We start from the raw sequence: 16,423 nt of genomic DNA on the forward strand, positions 1-16,423 counted from the left end.
CTATGGAAGCAATAAAACAATCATATCCGACAGACTTAACCGATAGCCAGTGGGATCTGCCAAAAGATTTAATACCAGCAGCTGGGACAGGCGGTCGAAAAAGAACCGTAGATATTAGAACCATACTCAAGGCAATTTTTTACATCAATGCTGGAGGAAATGCATGGCGAATGCTACCCCATGACTTTCCTAAATGGCAAACCGTCTATTACTACTTTCGTCTGTGGCGAGTCAAGGGAACATGGAAAGCCATCAATGCAAAGTTGCAACAATGGTATCGAGTCAGTGAAGGGAGAACTGCCACACCCAGTGCAGGATCTATCGACAGTTTGACTGTTCTAGTTTCATTGTCATGCAAGAACGCAAAATTCCCGAATCTCTGACAAACGATCATCATTTTGAACAAACAGGATTTATTCGTTTATTGAAATAGCGATCGCTGTTTTGATGTTATCGTTTGTGTTGGGGGCGATCGCATCAACCATCCATCCCCTAAAGCCGATCGCTATTACCGTGAGTCGTGATTTCTAGGCGATCGCACTGAGATACAAAATGTTTAGCAACGACAAGCCCAATGCCACGGCTCGCACTAGCTACAAGAATCGTCTTGAACGACATATTATTTAACCACTACCACTTAGGAAATTCCTACTTCCTTTTCCAAAATCAAACTTCCCAAATTTAGAAAAGAGGACTCGTTTTCATGACAGATTGACCATTATGGGAAGAGGGACTGCTTAAAGGCGACTATATTTTAGTTGTTTGCTTCCATAAAAAGTTTTTTATATCCCTTTTTATTGTTGAATAGACAAATTATTGCAACAATACTCCAAAGCACAACAGCCCATAGTGCATACCAAATCACACGTTCTTTTCCTGTTAGTAATAGCGGTGTTGAGAGTATCCAGAATATATCAAGACTTGCGTGCATCAATACTGCTATAAATAAACTCCCTGTATGCTTATATACCCACATCATAAGTATTCTATAGGGTGGAAGAAAGGTGAAAAGCAACAATGATATATATAATGCCAGAGGGACAGTACCGGCTCCGGCTGCGCTACCTATATAGTTTGAAGGTAAGTGCCATAATCCCCATAGGACACCTACGCTAGTACCGATTAAGATGAGATTATGATTCAGTTTTAGCCAGTGTGTTGCAAATCCTGTCCATCCTAGCTCCTCGATAAAGCCATTAACAAAGCCAAGCATGAGAACGAACAGCATCAAGGTTATTTTATCACTACCCGGTAAACCGAAAATGGAGGCAACAGGAATATTACCCGAACTGAAAATACCCGGCATAAAAACTGGGGCAAATAAAGAAAGCGTTAAAAGTGTTGCGAAGACCGTGAGCGGAGCAATTAAGAGAGCAACTGCATACCATTTTAAAGGAACTCGCCATTTGAAGAAGCGGGATATTAATTCCTGATAACCTTCTTTCCCTTTGAATAAGCCGGTTAATAAAACTCCTGCTATAATGGGTCCGCCGACGGTTACTAAATATATAGATATAAATGGGGCAGTTGTTGGATTAGAAGTAATTCTATCAGTGCCACCCATGATTACGATAAGACCTCCCCAAGAAATGAGGAATGTCAACAAATAATAGGTTGTAATCGGATATTTAATAAATATATTTTTTGTGGTTGTTTTATTTAAGGTTTCCATTTTTTCTTTTCAATTATCTATCTGTTAAAGGTTTTGCGGTACGCGATCGCTATTACTTTGAGTAGTGATTTTTAGGCAATCGAAAAGGATTGAAATGACTCTTTATGATTTTGCGTCATAGGCATATGCCTTCCACGTTATCAAAGAACCAATTGCAAATAGGATACCTTCGACAATCATGAAGAAGAGAGAACTCGTGTTGCCAGAGGCAAGTCGGTAAAAACTAGCCGCGAACATTCGGAACAGTCCGAGAGCCAGCAAAAACCAGCCACAGATTGTAATCAACAGAGTCCAGTCACGTTGCCATAGATTATGCGATCGCGCGATCGACAAACCCGCGACAAACATGAGAACTCCAGAGAGGTAGACGACGGGTGGAATCTGTTCGTCGTAGAGATGCGGTTGAATAAGCGGAAACTCCGAAGTAACCATGACCATCAGGGTTGGACCCAGTAGTCCTCCTATCCGCTTCGAGTTCGTCATGTCTCACCTCTCGATACCGATTGGACGAAAAAACGATATTTACCCAGAGTTTCTGTTCCCCATAACCAAGTTATCGCGATCGCGGTAATCGCTAGTAAAACAGCAAAGATAAATGGGTCATAGTGCGAACCATTATTTGGGAATAGATACGGACTTATATTAATCATGGTATGAAAGAGAATCATCGCAAAAACACTTTTATTAGTATTGTTAAAGATCCAAACCATAATTGTCCGTAAAAAAACTGTGCCGAGGCATTGCCAAAATATCCATATTGGCGTTTGATGTGCTTGGCTATAGGGAATGATATGCCATATTGCCCAAATAAAACCGATGATTACACTTGCTTTAAAAGCTCCATACTGGTTTTGCAAAGGGTCGGTAACATAACCACTCCAACCTACTTCTTCGCCGATCGCACCAATAAAATACACAAAGAAAAAAATGACAACAGATAGAAAGGGTGTTGGAGGTTCGGGTAGTATTGCCCCTGTTATCTTCAAGTACAAATAAGAAAGTGCTGCTATGGTGGGCATGAGAAAAACAACAGGTATATACCATTTTTTGTCTTTGATTTTTTGAAAGTCGAAAGATAGTTTCAACAGTTCCTTAACACCATGAATTTTTTGTTCTTTATAAACGAGAATTGCTGCCGCTAATAAAGGGCAGAAAGTCATTAATGCGCTTATTGGAAGTTTTATAGGAAGTATTTCAGTCAAATCCCTAGTCACAGCGCCCAGTATCCAAAAAGGAATTGACAGCAAAAATACTAACAAAAAGAATTTGATAGATGAGTGATTTTTGAATTCGCTGTTATCCATCATTTTTATCCATTAAATGTGAAACATTAAGTAGGAGATTTTGCGATGATACTTATTCCGATCGCTAACAGATTTGATCGAAGCTATCGTTTCTTGATTGCCCCCATGCCTTTCACAGATTCTTTGACTTGGGGAAAGCCAATATACTCTATTGACCCTATGCCTGATACAGTCGCATCCAACCGATCGCTCACATTGACCACTGCACTCCCCACGCCTTTATTCCGCACTGTAGCCTGATTAGTCTTCAACTCCCCACCCTGAAAACTTCCGACTCCAGAAAGACTGAGATCTAGCACATCAACATTTCCCGCGATCGCTACGCTACCCACACCATCAAGCGAAACCGACAACCGCTTACCTTGAATACCATTAGCTTCAATACTGCCAACCCCATCTATGTTCAAGCTCTCCAGACTCTTGACCTCCACAACAAACTCAATGGGCTTAGTCGGATTGATGCTTGACTCGTTCGCGTTGCTGATATACAAGATTTGGTCAGACACGCGACTCTCTAAAATTGGCAGGATGTTGTCCTCGGCACTAATTGTGAGAGACTCTTTACCATTCTGCTGTATCTTGAGCTTGCCCACAGATTTAAAAGAGATCGATGAAAATGTAGTCACTTCTCTAGATTCAGTCTTGAAGACTCCAGATCCTCTAATTCCGCCTAACTGAAAAGAGCAGCCTGTAAATATACTCAAAGCCACTAAAAACACAGTCAAACGGTATATTAATTTGTTTCTCATTGAATTGCTCGCTTTTCTGGTGTTTCTACAAGTACAGAGATGATAAGCAAACTTAATCCTATAATCTTGATAAAGGCATTAGCTGCATGCGCATATTCCCATCGATCGCGATACTGCATCCAGTTTGATGGAATAGGAGTCGTCAACCATTTGGCAAATTCAGCATTCATTGGTGCGATAAATACGATCCAACTCACAAACGCCATTATCAAGAGCATTGCTCCACCCAATGTCCAGTAAAAGGTTGAACCGTGTTTGCGAACTAGAAATACTAGAATAATTGCGGTCAGAATAGCAGCAATTTCAAAGGTTGCACCGACTGTGCCAAACAACCTATAAATATTTTCAATAACTGTTACTCTAACCCAAAGTTGCTGGTCAAACTGCATTCTTTGCGGCAGTTCTAGCAAATGGGTCATAGACAAACTAAGGCTGAACGAAGCTAATAAAAGTGTTATAAATCGACTTGTTCGGATGAGTATCATTTTTTTTAATTAATAGTAACGCTGTGGTGAAATCAGATATATCTATATCGGGCTAATGTCTTCGATCCCCATAGAAAGACAACAATACCTGCGGTAATTGCAATTATTGAATAGTGAACATCAGGATAGTCAACCAATGGATTGTGTATTTCATCCCTTGGGAACAAAGGTCTTCCTACATTCAACAAAGTATGAAAAAGTATACAAGCAAATAAACTTTCCCCTGTGTTGTTGTAAATCCAAACAATCAGAACTCTCACAGCAACTGTACCGAGAGTTGCCCAAGCTATCCAAGTTAGATTGTGTCCCTGTTGAATTATTGAGGGGTAATGCCATACTGTCCAAGGTATACCCATAAGGATACTTGCTGATAAAGCGCCAAACCTTTCTTGCATAGGTTCGATGGCATAACCCATATAGCCAGTTTCTTCTGCCACAGCTCCGAGAAAAAACAAGCAAAAAAGAAAAGGGATTGAAAGAAAAGGAATGTAAAAATTGATTGGAAGAGGTAATCCTATAAGGTGGATTATTATGTATATCAACAAATACATTAAAAATGGCAGCAAAACGATCGGTACATACCATATCTTTTTTGTGATTCTTGGAAAATCTAAAATTCTCTTAAACAGTTTGTTAGTACCAATATGCCCTTCTTCTTTGTAAACGAGAATACTTGCTGCAATCATTGGCGTAAATGCAGCTAATATGTCTGTTATAGGAATATCTAACGGTAGCCCTTTTACATCAATTCTTGTTTCAATTATCCATAAAGGGATAGAAAGTCCATAAACAAGTAGAAAGAATTTTAATGGCGAGTGGTTTTCTGGTACTTTGTTTTCCATATAGCTCTTCTATTTTGAAGGTGTTATTGACCGAAAAGTCTGCTTGTCTTCCCGACAAATTTGCTGAATAATATTGCGTCCCGACATGGCAACCACTGGCACACTCCCACCTGGTTCCACCCATTGCCCGATCGCATAAAAATTCCGTAGTTTAGGTAATGTTTTCGGCAAGCCTTTGATCGATAATGGCAGAGTTTGTTTCGTCAATAGCCAACCACAACTCGATCCTTGCCAGTTACCCGTATAGCGCTCGTAGGTAAGGGGTGTAGCCACATCTACAAACTCAATATCATTCTTAATACCAGGATAAAATTGCTCTAAAAGATCGATGAGAATTTGTGATTCTTGAATTTCCTCTGCATCGTAGATCGATCGACCATAAATACGTTGCCAATAGTCATAATTAGTCGTCAATATGACCATGAGCACCGATTTTCCCTGTGGTGCTAGAGAGCGATCGAAGCAATAGTGTTTGACCCCAATCTCATACCGCTCTTCCCCTGCAATAACTACAGGTTCATCGAGCAGATGAGTAGTCCAGTGCGGTGTGTCTGATAGGTCGCGATTTACGCCCAGTGATACCTGTAGTTGGGAATGAATCGGTAAGTGTCCATCGTAGTAACGTTGCATCTCGCGAGGGACATATTGCCGATCTAGTAACCCAAAGAGCGTATTGTGTCCGTCACAGGCTGAAATAATTCGATCGACAAAGTAATTCTCATTGTTATATAGTCGAACACCATTCGCTCGATGATTCTCCACTAAAATCTTTTCTACTTGTGATTTATAGTGAATTTCACCTCCTAATTCCAGATAACGATTGGCGATCTTTTCGGCAAATTGGAGCGATCCCCCCAGCGGAAATCCAGCATTTTTAGTGTGCATATAAGCTAACAAAGACATCCCCACTATCACAGGAATGCTCTCCCAGCCAAACATCTGGGGAATGGTGCGGCGGAGAAAGGGAGATTGAAACCTCTTAGCAAACTCTGCTGCTGAAAGGTTTCCCCACCGCGCTAGTGAGCAGATAAATGGCAACATTTTCCGCACTAACTTTCCCCAGTCACCCAACTGCATCAATGCTTTAGGTTGCTGCTGAAGTAGTGACAGATCGAAGCGAGTAAAAGTGCGAATCCCCACACATAGATCGCTGATTAATTGCCGATCGATCGGTGATAGTTCTTTTAAATGCTGCTCTAATCGAACGGGATTGCTGTAGACAATTAAGGTTTTCCCATCAGGTTCGCTCACCCGCAGCAATTCATCATGATGGACAAATTGTTGCTGCGGCACAACGCCAAGTTCCTCCCAGAGTTGGTAGAAAGGCTGTCCTCGTGCAGAGCCAAACAAATAGTGAATACAACCATCAAAAATAAATCCCTGTCGCGACCATGAAGTACATAGCCCACCTGGTCGATCGTGCATTTCAAATATCTGCGATCGATAACCATTCATCTGGGCATAGCAACCAGCCGCCAACCCAGCAATTCCCGCCCCAATAATGATAATAGTGCCACCGCATTTATATTTCATTTGTTTGAGTAATTACTTCAGAATCCTTCTTGAACATGATGGCAAGTAGCAACATTGACAAGGGAGCAGTAATTGCCCAAGGCATTCCAATAAGAAGTAGCTTCTCCGAAAAGTTAGGATAGAAATAAACAAATACAATCAGAGGTGTAACAAGACTATGAGCCAAGAAAGAATATCTGACCCACCTTTGAAATCCCTGCTTCTCAAATATCGGAACAGCAAATAAGGTTGCGAATCCCATAAATATATAGCCGATCGCATCAAAGTCCCAAAAGAGAGAGTGCGGAGTTTGTCTTAGAATAAGAATCTCATCTGAAGTTCCTTGAAGTGTCATCGGAATTACTGTTGCTAGTTGAACAATATAATTAGCGGTAACGAATGCTACATACAAGACTGTAAAAATAAGAGCCGCATGACTCCAAAACTTTTTCTCAGTTGGAGCTATATAGTGAAGTGCTAGCATTTCTAACAAGAAAGGTACTACTATGCAAAGAGAAAATCCATAAATTAAAACTTCATCCAATGGATAACTGAGAATATCAAAAAGCTGCAACATCTGAACAATAACAAATGCAACTGTTGAAGCGAAGGCAATTAGTCCTGACCAAAACCCAACTTTATGTACTGTTTTATTCATGATTTTGTGTTTTTAAATAGTAGGTAATATATGATTTATCAAGAGGTCATTAAACTTCTCATGTTCTTCTATGTCAGCAAGGTGTGCCGAGTTCTCAAACCAAATTAATTCTTTTTTGGGTGCTTCAATTATTTTGAAATACTGTTCTGCAATTACAGATGGTGCTTCGTAGTCATGTCTTCCTAATACAAAATATATTGGGACTTTAAAGGATGACACCTGTTCTTTTAGGTTAATGGTCAAAAGTTCCTGCCATAACAAATGATTAGATTGAATTATTCCTTTAAAGAAATTCACTTTGTCAATTAAAGTATATTCAGTAGCACATATCAGGCTAATACAAATAATTGGGAAAGCACCTTTTGAACTGCCATACAACTCTCCACCATACTTTCCTAGTAAGCGTCGTTGGGTCATCAGTTTTTTCTGCCAATCACCAGTGTAAGGCGGAGAACCTATTTCGGTAAGAGTCTTAACTGCTCGGTTATCTTTGGCTTTTGTCGCCTGTGCCAATGTCCAATCATAAGAAATTTGTTCGTTCTCCTGCATATTTGCAATCTGACCAATACCTATGTAAGCATGATATAAATCTGGATATTTTTGGATACTAAATATTCCGATTAGACTTCCCCATGAATGACCAACCAGAAATATTTTCTTTTGATTAAAGCGATCGCAGAGCAATTGGGTAAGTTCGCCAGTATCCAAGACAAACTGATTAACTGTCATGGAAGAATGAGGATTAATAGCTTTATAAGATTTGCCTGCCCCTCGTTGATCCCAAGTTACGACTATAAAATGTTTTTCTAATTCATCCGTGTATTTCCTTAAAAGACACATATTTGAAGTGCCAGGACCACCATGAAGAAAGAGAGCGATCGGATTTGTGGTATCTATGCCACGAATAAGAATCCATTGTTCCTGTCTTCCCAAATTAACTTTTTCGAGTAAAGCAATGCTCCGAGAAACATTATGCCCTTGTTTATCTTTAATAGAAAAAGTAAAACTGGGAATTAGGAATAAGATACCTAAGACTATTGCACTCAATAAAGCGATCGGAAGAAAAAGCATCATAACTATATTTTTGATATTAATTTGATGGTCGGATTGGGCTATCGATAGATTGCATCGTCAATCGTAGCTCGGAAGAACTCACCTTCCAATTCAAATCGATCGGAGCCAAAGTACCATCCAATTCGTAGACGAGTGGGAATGGTGTAGCCGCAGAACGTGCCCTCTGACTCTAAAATTCCACCGAAGTCCACATAATCAAAATCAGCACCTTCTGGATTGCCCCAGCGGGGTAATTTGGCAGTCTTGAGATGACCTGTGCGATCGATCGTGAAATCTAGTTCTGCTCTCTCGCCTTGCACTACAAAACTAGAATGCAAATTGGAGTCTGGATCCGATGACTCCTTGCTTGTCCAGGAAACGGCATCACCACAGAATACAGACGGTAACCACACTGATTCTGCTTGGAGGCGGCCAATACCAGACCGCGTAAGATCGATACCACTCGCCGTCATCACAGGGAACAATCCTAACAGCTTCCACTGCATCGCACCGATACCGTCGATGATGCGATCCGATCCGACAATTGGCAAGAATCCATTCATCCATGCTGTAGCACTCCAAATCAGTCCATGTTCCCAGCAAATAACTTGCTCTGCTTTAAATGGAATCCAACTCTTTAATTTGATTTCGCCGTGCATCTTCAAGCGAACCGCAGAGGCGATCTTTGTTTCAGGTGCGATCGCATGTTCGAGATATCTTCTGGCGGCTTCTGGTAGATGAGAAAACTCATTTGCATGGAATACGCGATCCTGAGATGTGGTTGCCCCCCATAACGCATCAAGAGAAATTTGTTTGGTCATCACTGCCTCCAGTGTTTCGGTATTTTTTAATTCAAAATTTGATAGATGATGATAACGATCTCAAAAAAATAGTGGTGTAGATTAATTTCGTATACTTGGCTAGCCCAGTTGGCAGATAAATATCAAAATTGTCCTTTGTGGAATTTGCGTATTTTCGTGCCATCAGGTTTAATGGACAATGGAATTTGAACGTGAGGAGGATTAGTCCTTCTAGAAATCCAAATCCATACCCGATCCAGAGCCAGCGATCGAGCTTATTTACGATCGCGGCATAAAGCATATAGAAAATTACAAAGTTGAAAAATATCCAAATCGCAGTGTGAAGGATTTTAATCAACTTCAATTTGGTCTGAATCGACGTTCCAAATACCATGATTTTCAGCCTGAGATTTTATCTTTAATTCTTGTGCCGAGAAGTATTAATCCCACATAAATAATTATTGCTATTGAATCAGATAGGGTTTCTGTGAGACTATTTATATTTTTAGATAACGTGCTCCCAAAAATCACTCCCCAGCGAGCAATGATTATGATTGCGATCATCCAAGCCGTAAATTTGACTTTTGACAAATCTTTGTAAAATGCCATTACCAGAAATGAGACCCCAAAAATAAAGTTTTCAGTCGTAAGAATATGCCAAATATAACAAATCGTCGTTTGTGTAGCCAGATCGATGTTACTTCCATTAACTATAGGCAAAACTGTAGTTTGCCCATTCCATGCATGTGTAAAAGCGAAAAGAATTGAAAGAATTCCCACTATTAGATAGTAGTAGTTTTTAATCATCGACATTTTTGAAGTAATTTTTTTCATACTTCCTCATCGCAGTGTGAATAATTTTAATCAGTATTAATTTGGTCTCACTTCCCATATTGTGTCAAAATAATTTCTCCATTTTTTGTATTAAATTGTGTCGAATAATAGAAACAGTTCCTAATGTTCCCGCGACAAGCAAGCCGAAATCTTCTTTAATCCCGAAATTTAGAGCCGCTGAGGTTCCGACAATCGACCATAAAACTGGAATAATCAATAAACTTAACGGAACTTTTTTGTCTGTCCACAGCAGCAATCCGAACGTAAAAATGGTTGTTGGACAAGGTACGCCGAAAGTTTGCGATGCTGGGTAAATTCGACCCAGAGCTAAGCCTATTAACGGATAGATCGCTAGGGCGTAAACAATGAACATCACGCCGAGAATTCCGTAAAATTTCCGACTGGCGCGAAAACTTAGACGGTTTCTTGCCACTCCTTCGTATAAAAATAACAAGCCTTGAACAATGAATGCAGCCCCGAAAAGATAGGCGGGTGGACTGATTTCCGTGAAAAAAATCAAATGGTAAACAATGCCTGCCCACAACCAGAGAAACCCGAGTAATCCCGAAATAGTTTTGTTTGCGAACGGTTTTGGACTTGCCGCCAGTGCAATCGAGGCGATCGCTACTAAAATTAGTAAAAATTGCATCGGAAATACAGTTTGATTATATTTCTCGAAAACCCGAAAAAATTGTTCGGTGGTAAATGGCATTGCTAATTTTCCTCCACTCGATTACGGTTATTCAGTTGCAATTTATAGCTTTCATCAGTTCCACAATGTTCGACTATAGGGGAGAAGTTAATTTTTTCGCTCATACCAAGCTTTAAGTGTGACAGGCGATCGCCTAACTTCCCGAATGAGTTGATTGAATTGATTGAGAACGATACAAAAGATAATCTGAAATACTTCAATTTAGGGATCTGCGGAAGAAAATACTTAGCAGAATTGTAGAGATCGGGAAAGCGAGAGACCAGATTCCCAATCCTGCAAATATGAGATATGGCTGGCCAAATGGAGCAGCCAACACACCAAAGATTCCCACAGCACCACTGACAATAAATAGCGATCGCATCCAAATCTCTAACTTTCCACTAGTGAAAACCAAACTGACAAATATAGTTGCCAAACTTAGAAACCCATAACCAAGAGTCTCTAATGCAAAAAAAATGGAATGTAAGTTGGGCTGAGCTAGGATGCTTAATCCTTCCAATGTGCCGCTTTGGAGGTTCAGGCGCACGACAAATAACTGGAGGTAGTAATTGGTTGGGATAATGGCGGCATAGACAATCGTAAATGCTAAACCGATTTGGCTAAAAATCTTCTTTGATTCAGGGGAGATCGCATTGATACAAACTATCAATATGACCATAGTTGGGGCTAAAAAGAAGGCAGGGATAAAGCTTGCCATATCCAGAAAGTTGAAATTCTCTACATAAGTTTGTATTCCATTCCATGCTTTCATTGGGAACATGAGAGAAATAGCGATCGCGATCAAAATAAATAAGATCGCAAACACACTTGCTAATATTGCCGACCAAAATCCCAAAGTTATTACTGTTTGTCGATCTGTAGTTGCTTTTGGTATAGAGTTCATTTTCTATCTCTTAAGAGTTACTAACTTCCATATCACTTGCACATCTACAAGTTCGCAATCAATACTAATGTGACAGGCGATCGCATGACTTACTGAATGAGTTGATTGAATTGATTGATTGCGATACAATGCGATACAATATAGATACACTTGATGCCAAATCAGGTATATCTATATTGAGCTAATGTCTTCGATCCCCATAGAAAGACAACAATAACAGCAGTAATTGCCATTATTGAATAGTGAATATCAGGATAGTCAACCAATGGATTGTGTATTTCATCCCTTGGGAACAAAGGTCTTCCTACATTCAACAAAGTATGAAAAAGTATGCAAGCAAATAAACTTTCCCCTGTGTTGTTGTAAATCCAAACAATCAGAACTCTCACAGCAACTGTACCGAGAGTTGCCCAAGCTATCCAAGTTAGATTGTGTCCCTGTTGAATTATTGAGGGGTAATGCCATACTGTCCAAGGTATACCCATAAGGATACTTGCTGATAAAGCGCCAAACCTTTCTTGCATAGGTTCGATGGCATAACCCATATAGCCAGTTTCTTCTGCCACAGCTCCGAGAAAAAACAAGCAAAAAAGAAAAGGGATTGAAAGAAAAGGAATATAAAAATTGATTGGAAGAGGTAATCCTATAAGGTGGATTATTATGTATATCAACAAATACATTAGAAATGGTAGCAAAGCGATCGGTACATACCATATCTTTTTTGTGATTCTTGAAAAATCTAAAATCCTCTTAAACAGTTTGTTAATACCAATATATCCTTCTTCTTTGTAAGTAAGAATGCTAGCTGCAATCATTGGTGTAAATGCAGCAAATATATCTGTTATAGGAATATCTAACGGAAGCCCTTTAACATCAATTCTTGTCTCAATTACCCATAAAGGGATAGAAAGTCCATAAATAAGTAGAAAGAATTTGAGTGGTGACTTATCTTCTGGTACGTTGTTATCCATGATTATGATTGATTAAATGTTGGGACGATATTTTTATGGGTTTTATTTTTCATTTTGTGTGAATAGTATTTTTAGCAGCACATCGATGAATTTGGCTGGCTCATTCATCCAAGAACCGTGACCTGAATGTTCAAACCAAATCAATTCTTTGTGAGGTGCAGTCAGGAGATTAAAATACTCTTCGGTCAGCTTAGGCGACGTGGTGCCATCGTGGCGACCAATCAAAAAGTAGGCGGGCACTTTGAGGTGCGTAGCCTGCTTGCGAAAGTCCACACCCCACAATTGCGGAAAGACAACTCCTACTGTTTCCAGTTCTCCTCGGGATAAATATAAATTCACTTTGTCGACCAATCCGTACTCAGAGCTTGTAATAAGTTCAAACACTATGTTGAACTTCGGTTTGGCGATCGCAAGATTCTGCTGATCGTTCCTATACTTGTTCAGATCGTTGAGGTAGGTCAGCATCTTGGGCATGACATCCTTGCCGTAATAGGGCGGTGCTCCCTGCTGCTTAAGTTTTTCCACTTGCTGCACGTCTCCGCGTTCCTGTGCTAAACTCAGCGCTAAATCATACCGAATCAGCTCGTTCTCCAGGAACGCCACCTCCTGACCCGTGCCGATAAACGCATGAAACAAGTCTGGGTAACGTTGCACCACCATAATGCCAAGGGCGCTGCCCCACGACTGTCCCGACAGATAGATTTTGTCCTTGCCAAAGCGTTGGCGCAGGTGCAAGACCAATTCGTGGGCATCGGAGATGTAGCGATCGGGTGTTAACTTTGCATGGTCGATCGCGTTAAAGGATTTGCCTGCCCCTGGTTGATCCCAGTTGACGACGACAAAGCGATCTTCCAGCCCAGCGAGTGCGCGCTGCTCAAGAACGAGTTGGGTACCACCGGGACCGCCAGCAAGAAAGAGCAACACTGGATTGCGCGAATCCTTGCCGCGAATCGAGATCCATTCATCGGAGCCGCCAAGTTTCACTGTTTCTAGTACCGCAATGTTGTTGCGTATGGGTTTGCCGTTGGCATCGACAATGGGCGGTGTAGACGCGAAGAGTTGTGAGGCGAAAATGGCAAGGATGGCGATCGCTATAAACCCTGCAAGTTCGGCAAGAACTACACGCACGGTAAAGCCAAGCCGAAATACCGCCACCACTAGGGCGACCTCTGCCATTGCAAATAGAATTAGAATAGATGGGGGAACTGGGATACTAATGGTTAGCAATGCGACTGGTAAAATCGCCAGAAACATCAAGATGAATACCAGAACTCGTAGCGATGTAAGCGCGATCGCTCTCACAATTTGGAGTTTGGATAGACGATTGGGCTTGCGAATCGGAGTATGCAGGAGGTGACTCATGATAAATCTTACTATTTGGACAAGCACTACCCGCCGCAAGCAGTGGGGTTATTCATTCGTAAATGGTGGGTTTATTTTTGCTCTTTTCCTAGTTTTTTAACTTCAGTCAACCATTTTCTTCTTTTTATTTCATCAGATGATTTCACAGGAGCGAATGAGGTGATTTTTACGGGTTTTATACCGCAAAATTCTAATACGCCAATTCTCATTGCATTGTGTCCAGCATTTATATTCATCAAGAAGTAATACCATTTTGGCGTATCCATTGTGACAATAAGCCTTGCGGTTTTCCCTACCAATAACTTGTCCCAAAATGGAGAATTTTTATGGTATTTGAAGGCAAAACCAGGTACAAAAACCCGATCGATAAATCCTTTTAAAAGCGCAGGAAAAGTTGACCACCAATTGGGATAAACCAAAACCAAATGGTCTGCTGCTAAGATTTCTTGCTGCATTTTTACTAGATCGGGTTCTAACTCACTTATTTCCCTGTATCCAAAAGTCAAAATGGGATTGAAGTCTAAATCAATTAGATGCACCAATTTGCAATCTGCTCCAGATGAGTTAGCCCCATTTTTGTAGCTTTCTGCGATTGCAAAACAGAAACTTTCCTTGTCTGGATGTCCGTTGATGACGAGTATTTTTTTCATTGTTTTATTTTTAAATTATTGTTTATTCATCAAATAACCACCTAAGCCTGTTAACCATAATACAAGTGGATAAACTATCCATCTTTCTGTTCCGCCATTGCCGATAAAAGGGAAAATAATGGCAGGAACAAACACGGCGGTACACCAAGTAAGTAATGCAACTGAACCAAGTAGAATCCCAATATATTTGAAAGGTGCTGAAGCAATTTTGGCAGATGCGATCGCTGAAAATCCACCAGATAAAAATGTAAGCATAGCGAACATTCCATGATACGGAGTTTTGTCTCCAGGAAAAATTCCAATACCCACTAAACCCAAACCAAATAGACCGAGTGGAATGCTGACAAGCAATTTTCTGAAGTATCTATGCTGATAAAATGTTGCTGTTAAAGTCATCAGCCCCGATAACAGCATTGTGGTATTAAAAATGCTCGAAGACGGCTGATAGATCATGCTATTGGGCGGTCTGGTTGCGCCAAGATCGCTGACTTCGCTTTGAAAAGTTGTGTAACCAGTACCAGATGGATAAAATGCTTCGGCAGTAATGATGCCCATTAAGGCAAATGAGCCAGCAAGAAAGAATAATAAACCAGAAAGTCTTAATTTATTCATAATGAGAGTGTCAAGTAAACTGTGTAAACTCTGAAATCTAGATATGGAGGCGATCGCCAAATAAAATATCAAAGCGATTCAGGGCAGGTTTCCAATCCTTAATTGGCATCGTCCACTTTTTAGAGATATTCCGCATCGCCAAATAAACCAATTTAAAAGCAGCCTCATCGGTCGGAAAAATCTGTTGATTTTTAATCACCTTGCGCAAACTGCTATTCATCGACTCAATCGCATTCGTAGTGTAAATCACCTTACGGATCTCATGGGGGAAGGCAAAGAAAGGAATGATATGAGACCAATGAGCGCGCCAAGATTTGCTGATGGATGGATATTGCTCATCCCATTTTTCGGCAAATAATTCCAAGTTAAACTCCGCCTCCGACTCTGTTGCTGCACCGTAGATGGTCTTGAGGTCAGCACAAACTTGCTTGCGTTGCTGCCATCCCACAAAAGCCACTGAGTTACGCACCATGTGGACAATGCATAGCTGTACAGTCGTTTTGGGAAACACAGTTTCAATCGCATTGGGAAATCCCGTCAAACCATCCACACAGGCAATCAAAATATCTCTAACTCCACGATTCTGAATTTCTGTCAGTACCGACAACCAGAACTTTGCACCCTCGTTAGGCGAAATCCACATACCCAAAATTGCTAGTCGATTGTCATTGCCCGAAGATGTTGGTATTGATGGAGGCAAACTCGTCAAAGGCAGAAAACGAAACATTCTTGTTGATACTCTGGGTTTACTGATGATGGTGGTAGTGACTGCGGCTAATGTCAACGATCGCAGTGGCGCAAAGTTGCTTTTGGAGCGAATCGATCAAATTCGTGACAGTTTTCCTCGGTTATCAACGATTTGGGTAGATCGTGGTTATTCTGGGCAGTCTTTTATCCTTGCAATACTCGCTGTGTTTCACTGGTGTTTGCAAGTTGTTTCTTCTCCTGAAGGACAAAAGGGATTTGTAGTTCAACAAAAGCGCTGGGTTGTGGAACGCACGTTTGGTTGGTTTACTCGCTTTCGTCGCCTAAGTAAAGAATACGAATTTTTTCCTGAAACTTCTGAGGCTTTTTTCTATGTTGGGATGATTCAAATCCTCCTAAAACGTCTTGCTTAACTTCTCAAACACTCTCTAAGGGCACCTCTAAAAATCAGTCAGAAACAAAAAGTGAAAATAAAAGGAGGTAGGGGTGGGAAAATTTGGTACGGGGATGATACTTGCATCGATAGTTAATCTTGTCCCTCTTACGATCGGCTTACCAGCCATGATTTTGGGATTTAGAATAATCCGTTCTAATGGTTCGTTCTTCATCACATTCTCCC

The 16,423-nt window shown here is 40.7% G+C and carries 21 protein-coding genes and 1 pseudogene; 2 read left to right on the top strand and 20 right to left on the bottom strand.

Annotated elements, in window-relative coordinates:
• The first annotated feature begins 2 nt into the window (after positions 1–2).
• Entirely contained in the window at positions 3–383 is a 381-nt protein-coding gene (locus ACP2WE_RS14095) for a transposase (RefSeq protein WP_425216180.1), read from the top strand.
• A 109-nt stretch (positions 384–492) separates the two neighbouring features.
• Here ACP2WE_RS14095 and ACP2WE_RS14100 read toward each other — a convergent pair whose 3' ends face one another.
• The 19 genes and pseudogenes from ACP2WE_RS14100 to ACP2WE_RS14190 form a co-directional block, all read right to left on the bottom strand.
• Positions 493–618 (bottom strand): hypothetical protein, encoded by a 126-nt coding sequence (locus ACP2WE_RS14100; protein ID WP_425216181.1) that lies wholly within the window; start codon positions 616–618, stop codon positions 493–495.
• 136 nt (positions 619–754) lie between these two features.
• Positions 755–1,672, bottom strand: a complete 918-nt coding sequence (locus tag ACP2WE_RS14105; RefSeq protein ID WP_425216182.1) for a CPBP family intramembrane glutamic endopeptidase — start codon at positions 1,670–1,672, stop codon at positions 755–757.
• 102 nt (positions 1,673–1,774) lie between these two features.
• Positions 1,775–2,155 (bottom strand): hypothetical protein, encoded by a 381-nt coding sequence (locus ACP2WE_RS14110; RefSeq protein ID WP_425216183.1) that lies wholly within the window; start codon positions 2,153–2,155, stop codon positions 1,775–1,777.
• Positions 2,152–2,976 (bottom strand): CPBP family intramembrane glutamic endopeptidase, encoded by an 825-nt coding sequence (locus ACP2WE_RS14115; protein ID WP_425216184.1) that lies wholly within the window; start codon positions 2,974–2,976, stop codon positions 2,152–2,154. The genes ACP2WE_RS14110 and ACP2WE_RS14115 overlap by 4 nt, the downstream gene beginning before the upstream one ends.
• Positions 2,977–3,059: 83 nt before the next feature.
• A complete protein-coding gene (locus tag ACP2WE_RS14120; RefSeq protein WP_425216185.1) occupies positions 3,060–3,725 on the bottom strand; it encodes a GIN domain-containing protein in 666 nt (221 codons plus the stop codon).
• A complete protein-coding gene (locus ACP2WE_RS14125) occupies positions 3,722–4,114 on the bottom strand; it encodes a hypothetical protein (protein WP_425216186.1) in 393 nt (130 codons plus the stop codon). The genes ACP2WE_RS14120 and ACP2WE_RS14125 overlap by 4 nt, the downstream gene beginning before the upstream one ends.
• A gap of 128 nt (positions 4,115–4,242) precedes the next feature.
• Positions 4,243–5,052: a CPBP family intramembrane glutamic endopeptidase gene (locus ACP2WE_RS14130; protein WP_425216187.1), complete on the bottom strand. Its 810-nt coding sequence runs from the start codon at positions 5,050–5,052 to the stop codon at positions 4,243–4,245.
• A 9-nt stretch (positions 5,053–5,061) separates the two neighbouring features.
• On the bottom strand, positions 5,062–6,585 hold the full coding sequence (locus ACP2WE_RS14135; protein ID WP_425216188.1) for a phytoene desaturase family protein: 1,524 nt from the start codon (positions 6,583–6,585) through the stop codon (positions 5,062–5,064).
• Positions 6,575–7,222 (bottom strand): hypothetical protein, encoded by a 648-nt coding sequence (locus ACP2WE_RS14140; RefSeq protein ID WP_425216189.1) that lies wholly within the window; start codon positions 7,220–7,222, stop codon positions 6,575–6,577. The genes ACP2WE_RS14135 and ACP2WE_RS14140 overlap by 11 nt, the downstream gene beginning before the upstream one ends.
• A 12-nt stretch (positions 7,223–7,234) precedes the next feature.
• Positions 7,235–8,296, bottom strand: coding sequence for an alpha/beta fold hydrolase (locus ACP2WE_RS14145; RefSeq protein WP_425216190.1), 1,062 nt, complete (start codon positions 8,294–8,296; stop codon positions 7,235–7,237).
• 38 nt (positions 8,297–8,334) lie between these two features.
• Positions 8,335–9,096, bottom strand: a complete 762-nt coding sequence (locus ACP2WE_RS14150) for a DUF6920 family protein (protein WP_425216191.1) — start codon at positions 9,094–9,096, stop codon at positions 8,335–8,337.
• A 378-nt stretch (positions 9,097–9,474) separates the two neighbouring features.
• A complete protein-coding gene (locus ACP2WE_RS14155) occupies positions 9,475–9,909 on the bottom strand; it encodes a hypothetical protein (RefSeq protein ID WP_425216192.1) in 435 nt (144 codons plus the stop codon).
• Positions 9,910–9,973: 64 nt separating this feature from the next.
• Positions 9,974–10,621: a DUF6064 family protein gene (locus tag ACP2WE_RS14160; RefSeq protein ID WP_425216193.1), complete on the bottom strand. Its 648-nt coding sequence runs from the start codon at positions 10,619–10,621 to the stop codon at positions 9,974–9,976.
• 196 nt (positions 10,622–10,817) lie between these two features.
• A complete protein-coding gene (locus ACP2WE_RS14165; protein ID WP_425216194.1) occupies positions 10,818–11,504 on the bottom strand; it encodes a hypothetical protein in 687 nt (228 codons plus the stop codon).
• Positions 11,505–11,665: 161 nt separating this feature from the next.
• The gene (locus tag ACP2WE_RS14170; RefSeq protein ID WP_425216195.1) at positions 11,666–12,475 is read right to left on the bottom strand and encodes a CPBP family intramembrane glutamic endopeptidase; all 810 of its coding nucleotides are present in this window, start codon (positions 12,473–12,475) and stop codon (positions 11,666–11,668) included.
• A gap of 42 nt (positions 12,476–12,517) precedes the next feature.
• Complete coding sequence (locus ACP2WE_RS14175; RefSeq protein ID WP_425216196.1) at positions 12,518–13,837, bottom strand: alpha/beta fold hydrolase; 1,320 nt, start codon at positions 13,835–13,837, stop codon at positions 12,518–12,520.
• Positions 13,838–13,908: 71 nt separating this feature from the next.
• Entirely contained in the window at positions 13,909–14,487 is a 579-nt protein-coding gene (locus ACP2WE_RS14180) for an NAD(P)H-dependent oxidoreductase (RefSeq protein WP_425216197.1), read from the bottom strand.
• Positions 14,488–14,502: 15 nt separating this feature from the next.
• Positions 14,503–15,099 carry a DUF998 domain-containing protein gene (locus tag ACP2WE_RS14185; RefSeq protein ID WP_425216198.1) on the bottom strand — a complete coding sequence of 199 codons (597 nt, stop codon included), beginning with the start codon at positions 15,097–15,099 and terminating at the stop codon, positions 14,503–14,505.
• Positions 15,100–15,136: 37 nt separating this feature from the next.
• Positions 15,137–15,751, bottom strand: a pseudogene (locus ACP2WE_RS14190) (IS256 family transposase); the annotation flags it as partial.
• A gap of 10 nt (positions 15,752–15,761) precedes the next feature.
• On the opposite strand from ACP2WE_RS14190, the gene ACP2WE_RS14195 reads away from it, so the two are divergent.
• Positions 15,762–16,217: a transposase gene (locus ACP2WE_RS14195; protein WP_425216199.1), complete on the top strand. Its 456-nt coding sequence runs from the start codon at positions 15,762–15,764 to the stop codon at positions 16,215–16,217.
• A gap of 27 nt (positions 16,218–16,244) precedes the next feature.
• Here the strand turns inward: ACP2WE_RS14195 and ACP2WE_RS14200 are convergent, their stop codons facing one another.
• Positions 16,245–16,412 (bottom strand): DUF433 domain-containing protein, encoded by a 168-nt coding sequence (locus ACP2WE_RS14200; RefSeq protein WP_425216200.1) that lies wholly within the window; start codon positions 16,410–16,412, stop codon positions 16,245–16,247.
• Positions 16,413–16,423: the final 11 nt, after the last annotated feature.

The sequence above is a fragment of the Tumidithrix helvetica PCC 7403 genome, assembly GCF_965232925.1.
GTDB lineage: Bacteria > Cyanobacteriota > Cyanobacteriia > Pseudanabaenales > Pseudanabaenaceae > Tumidithrix > Tumidithrix helvetica.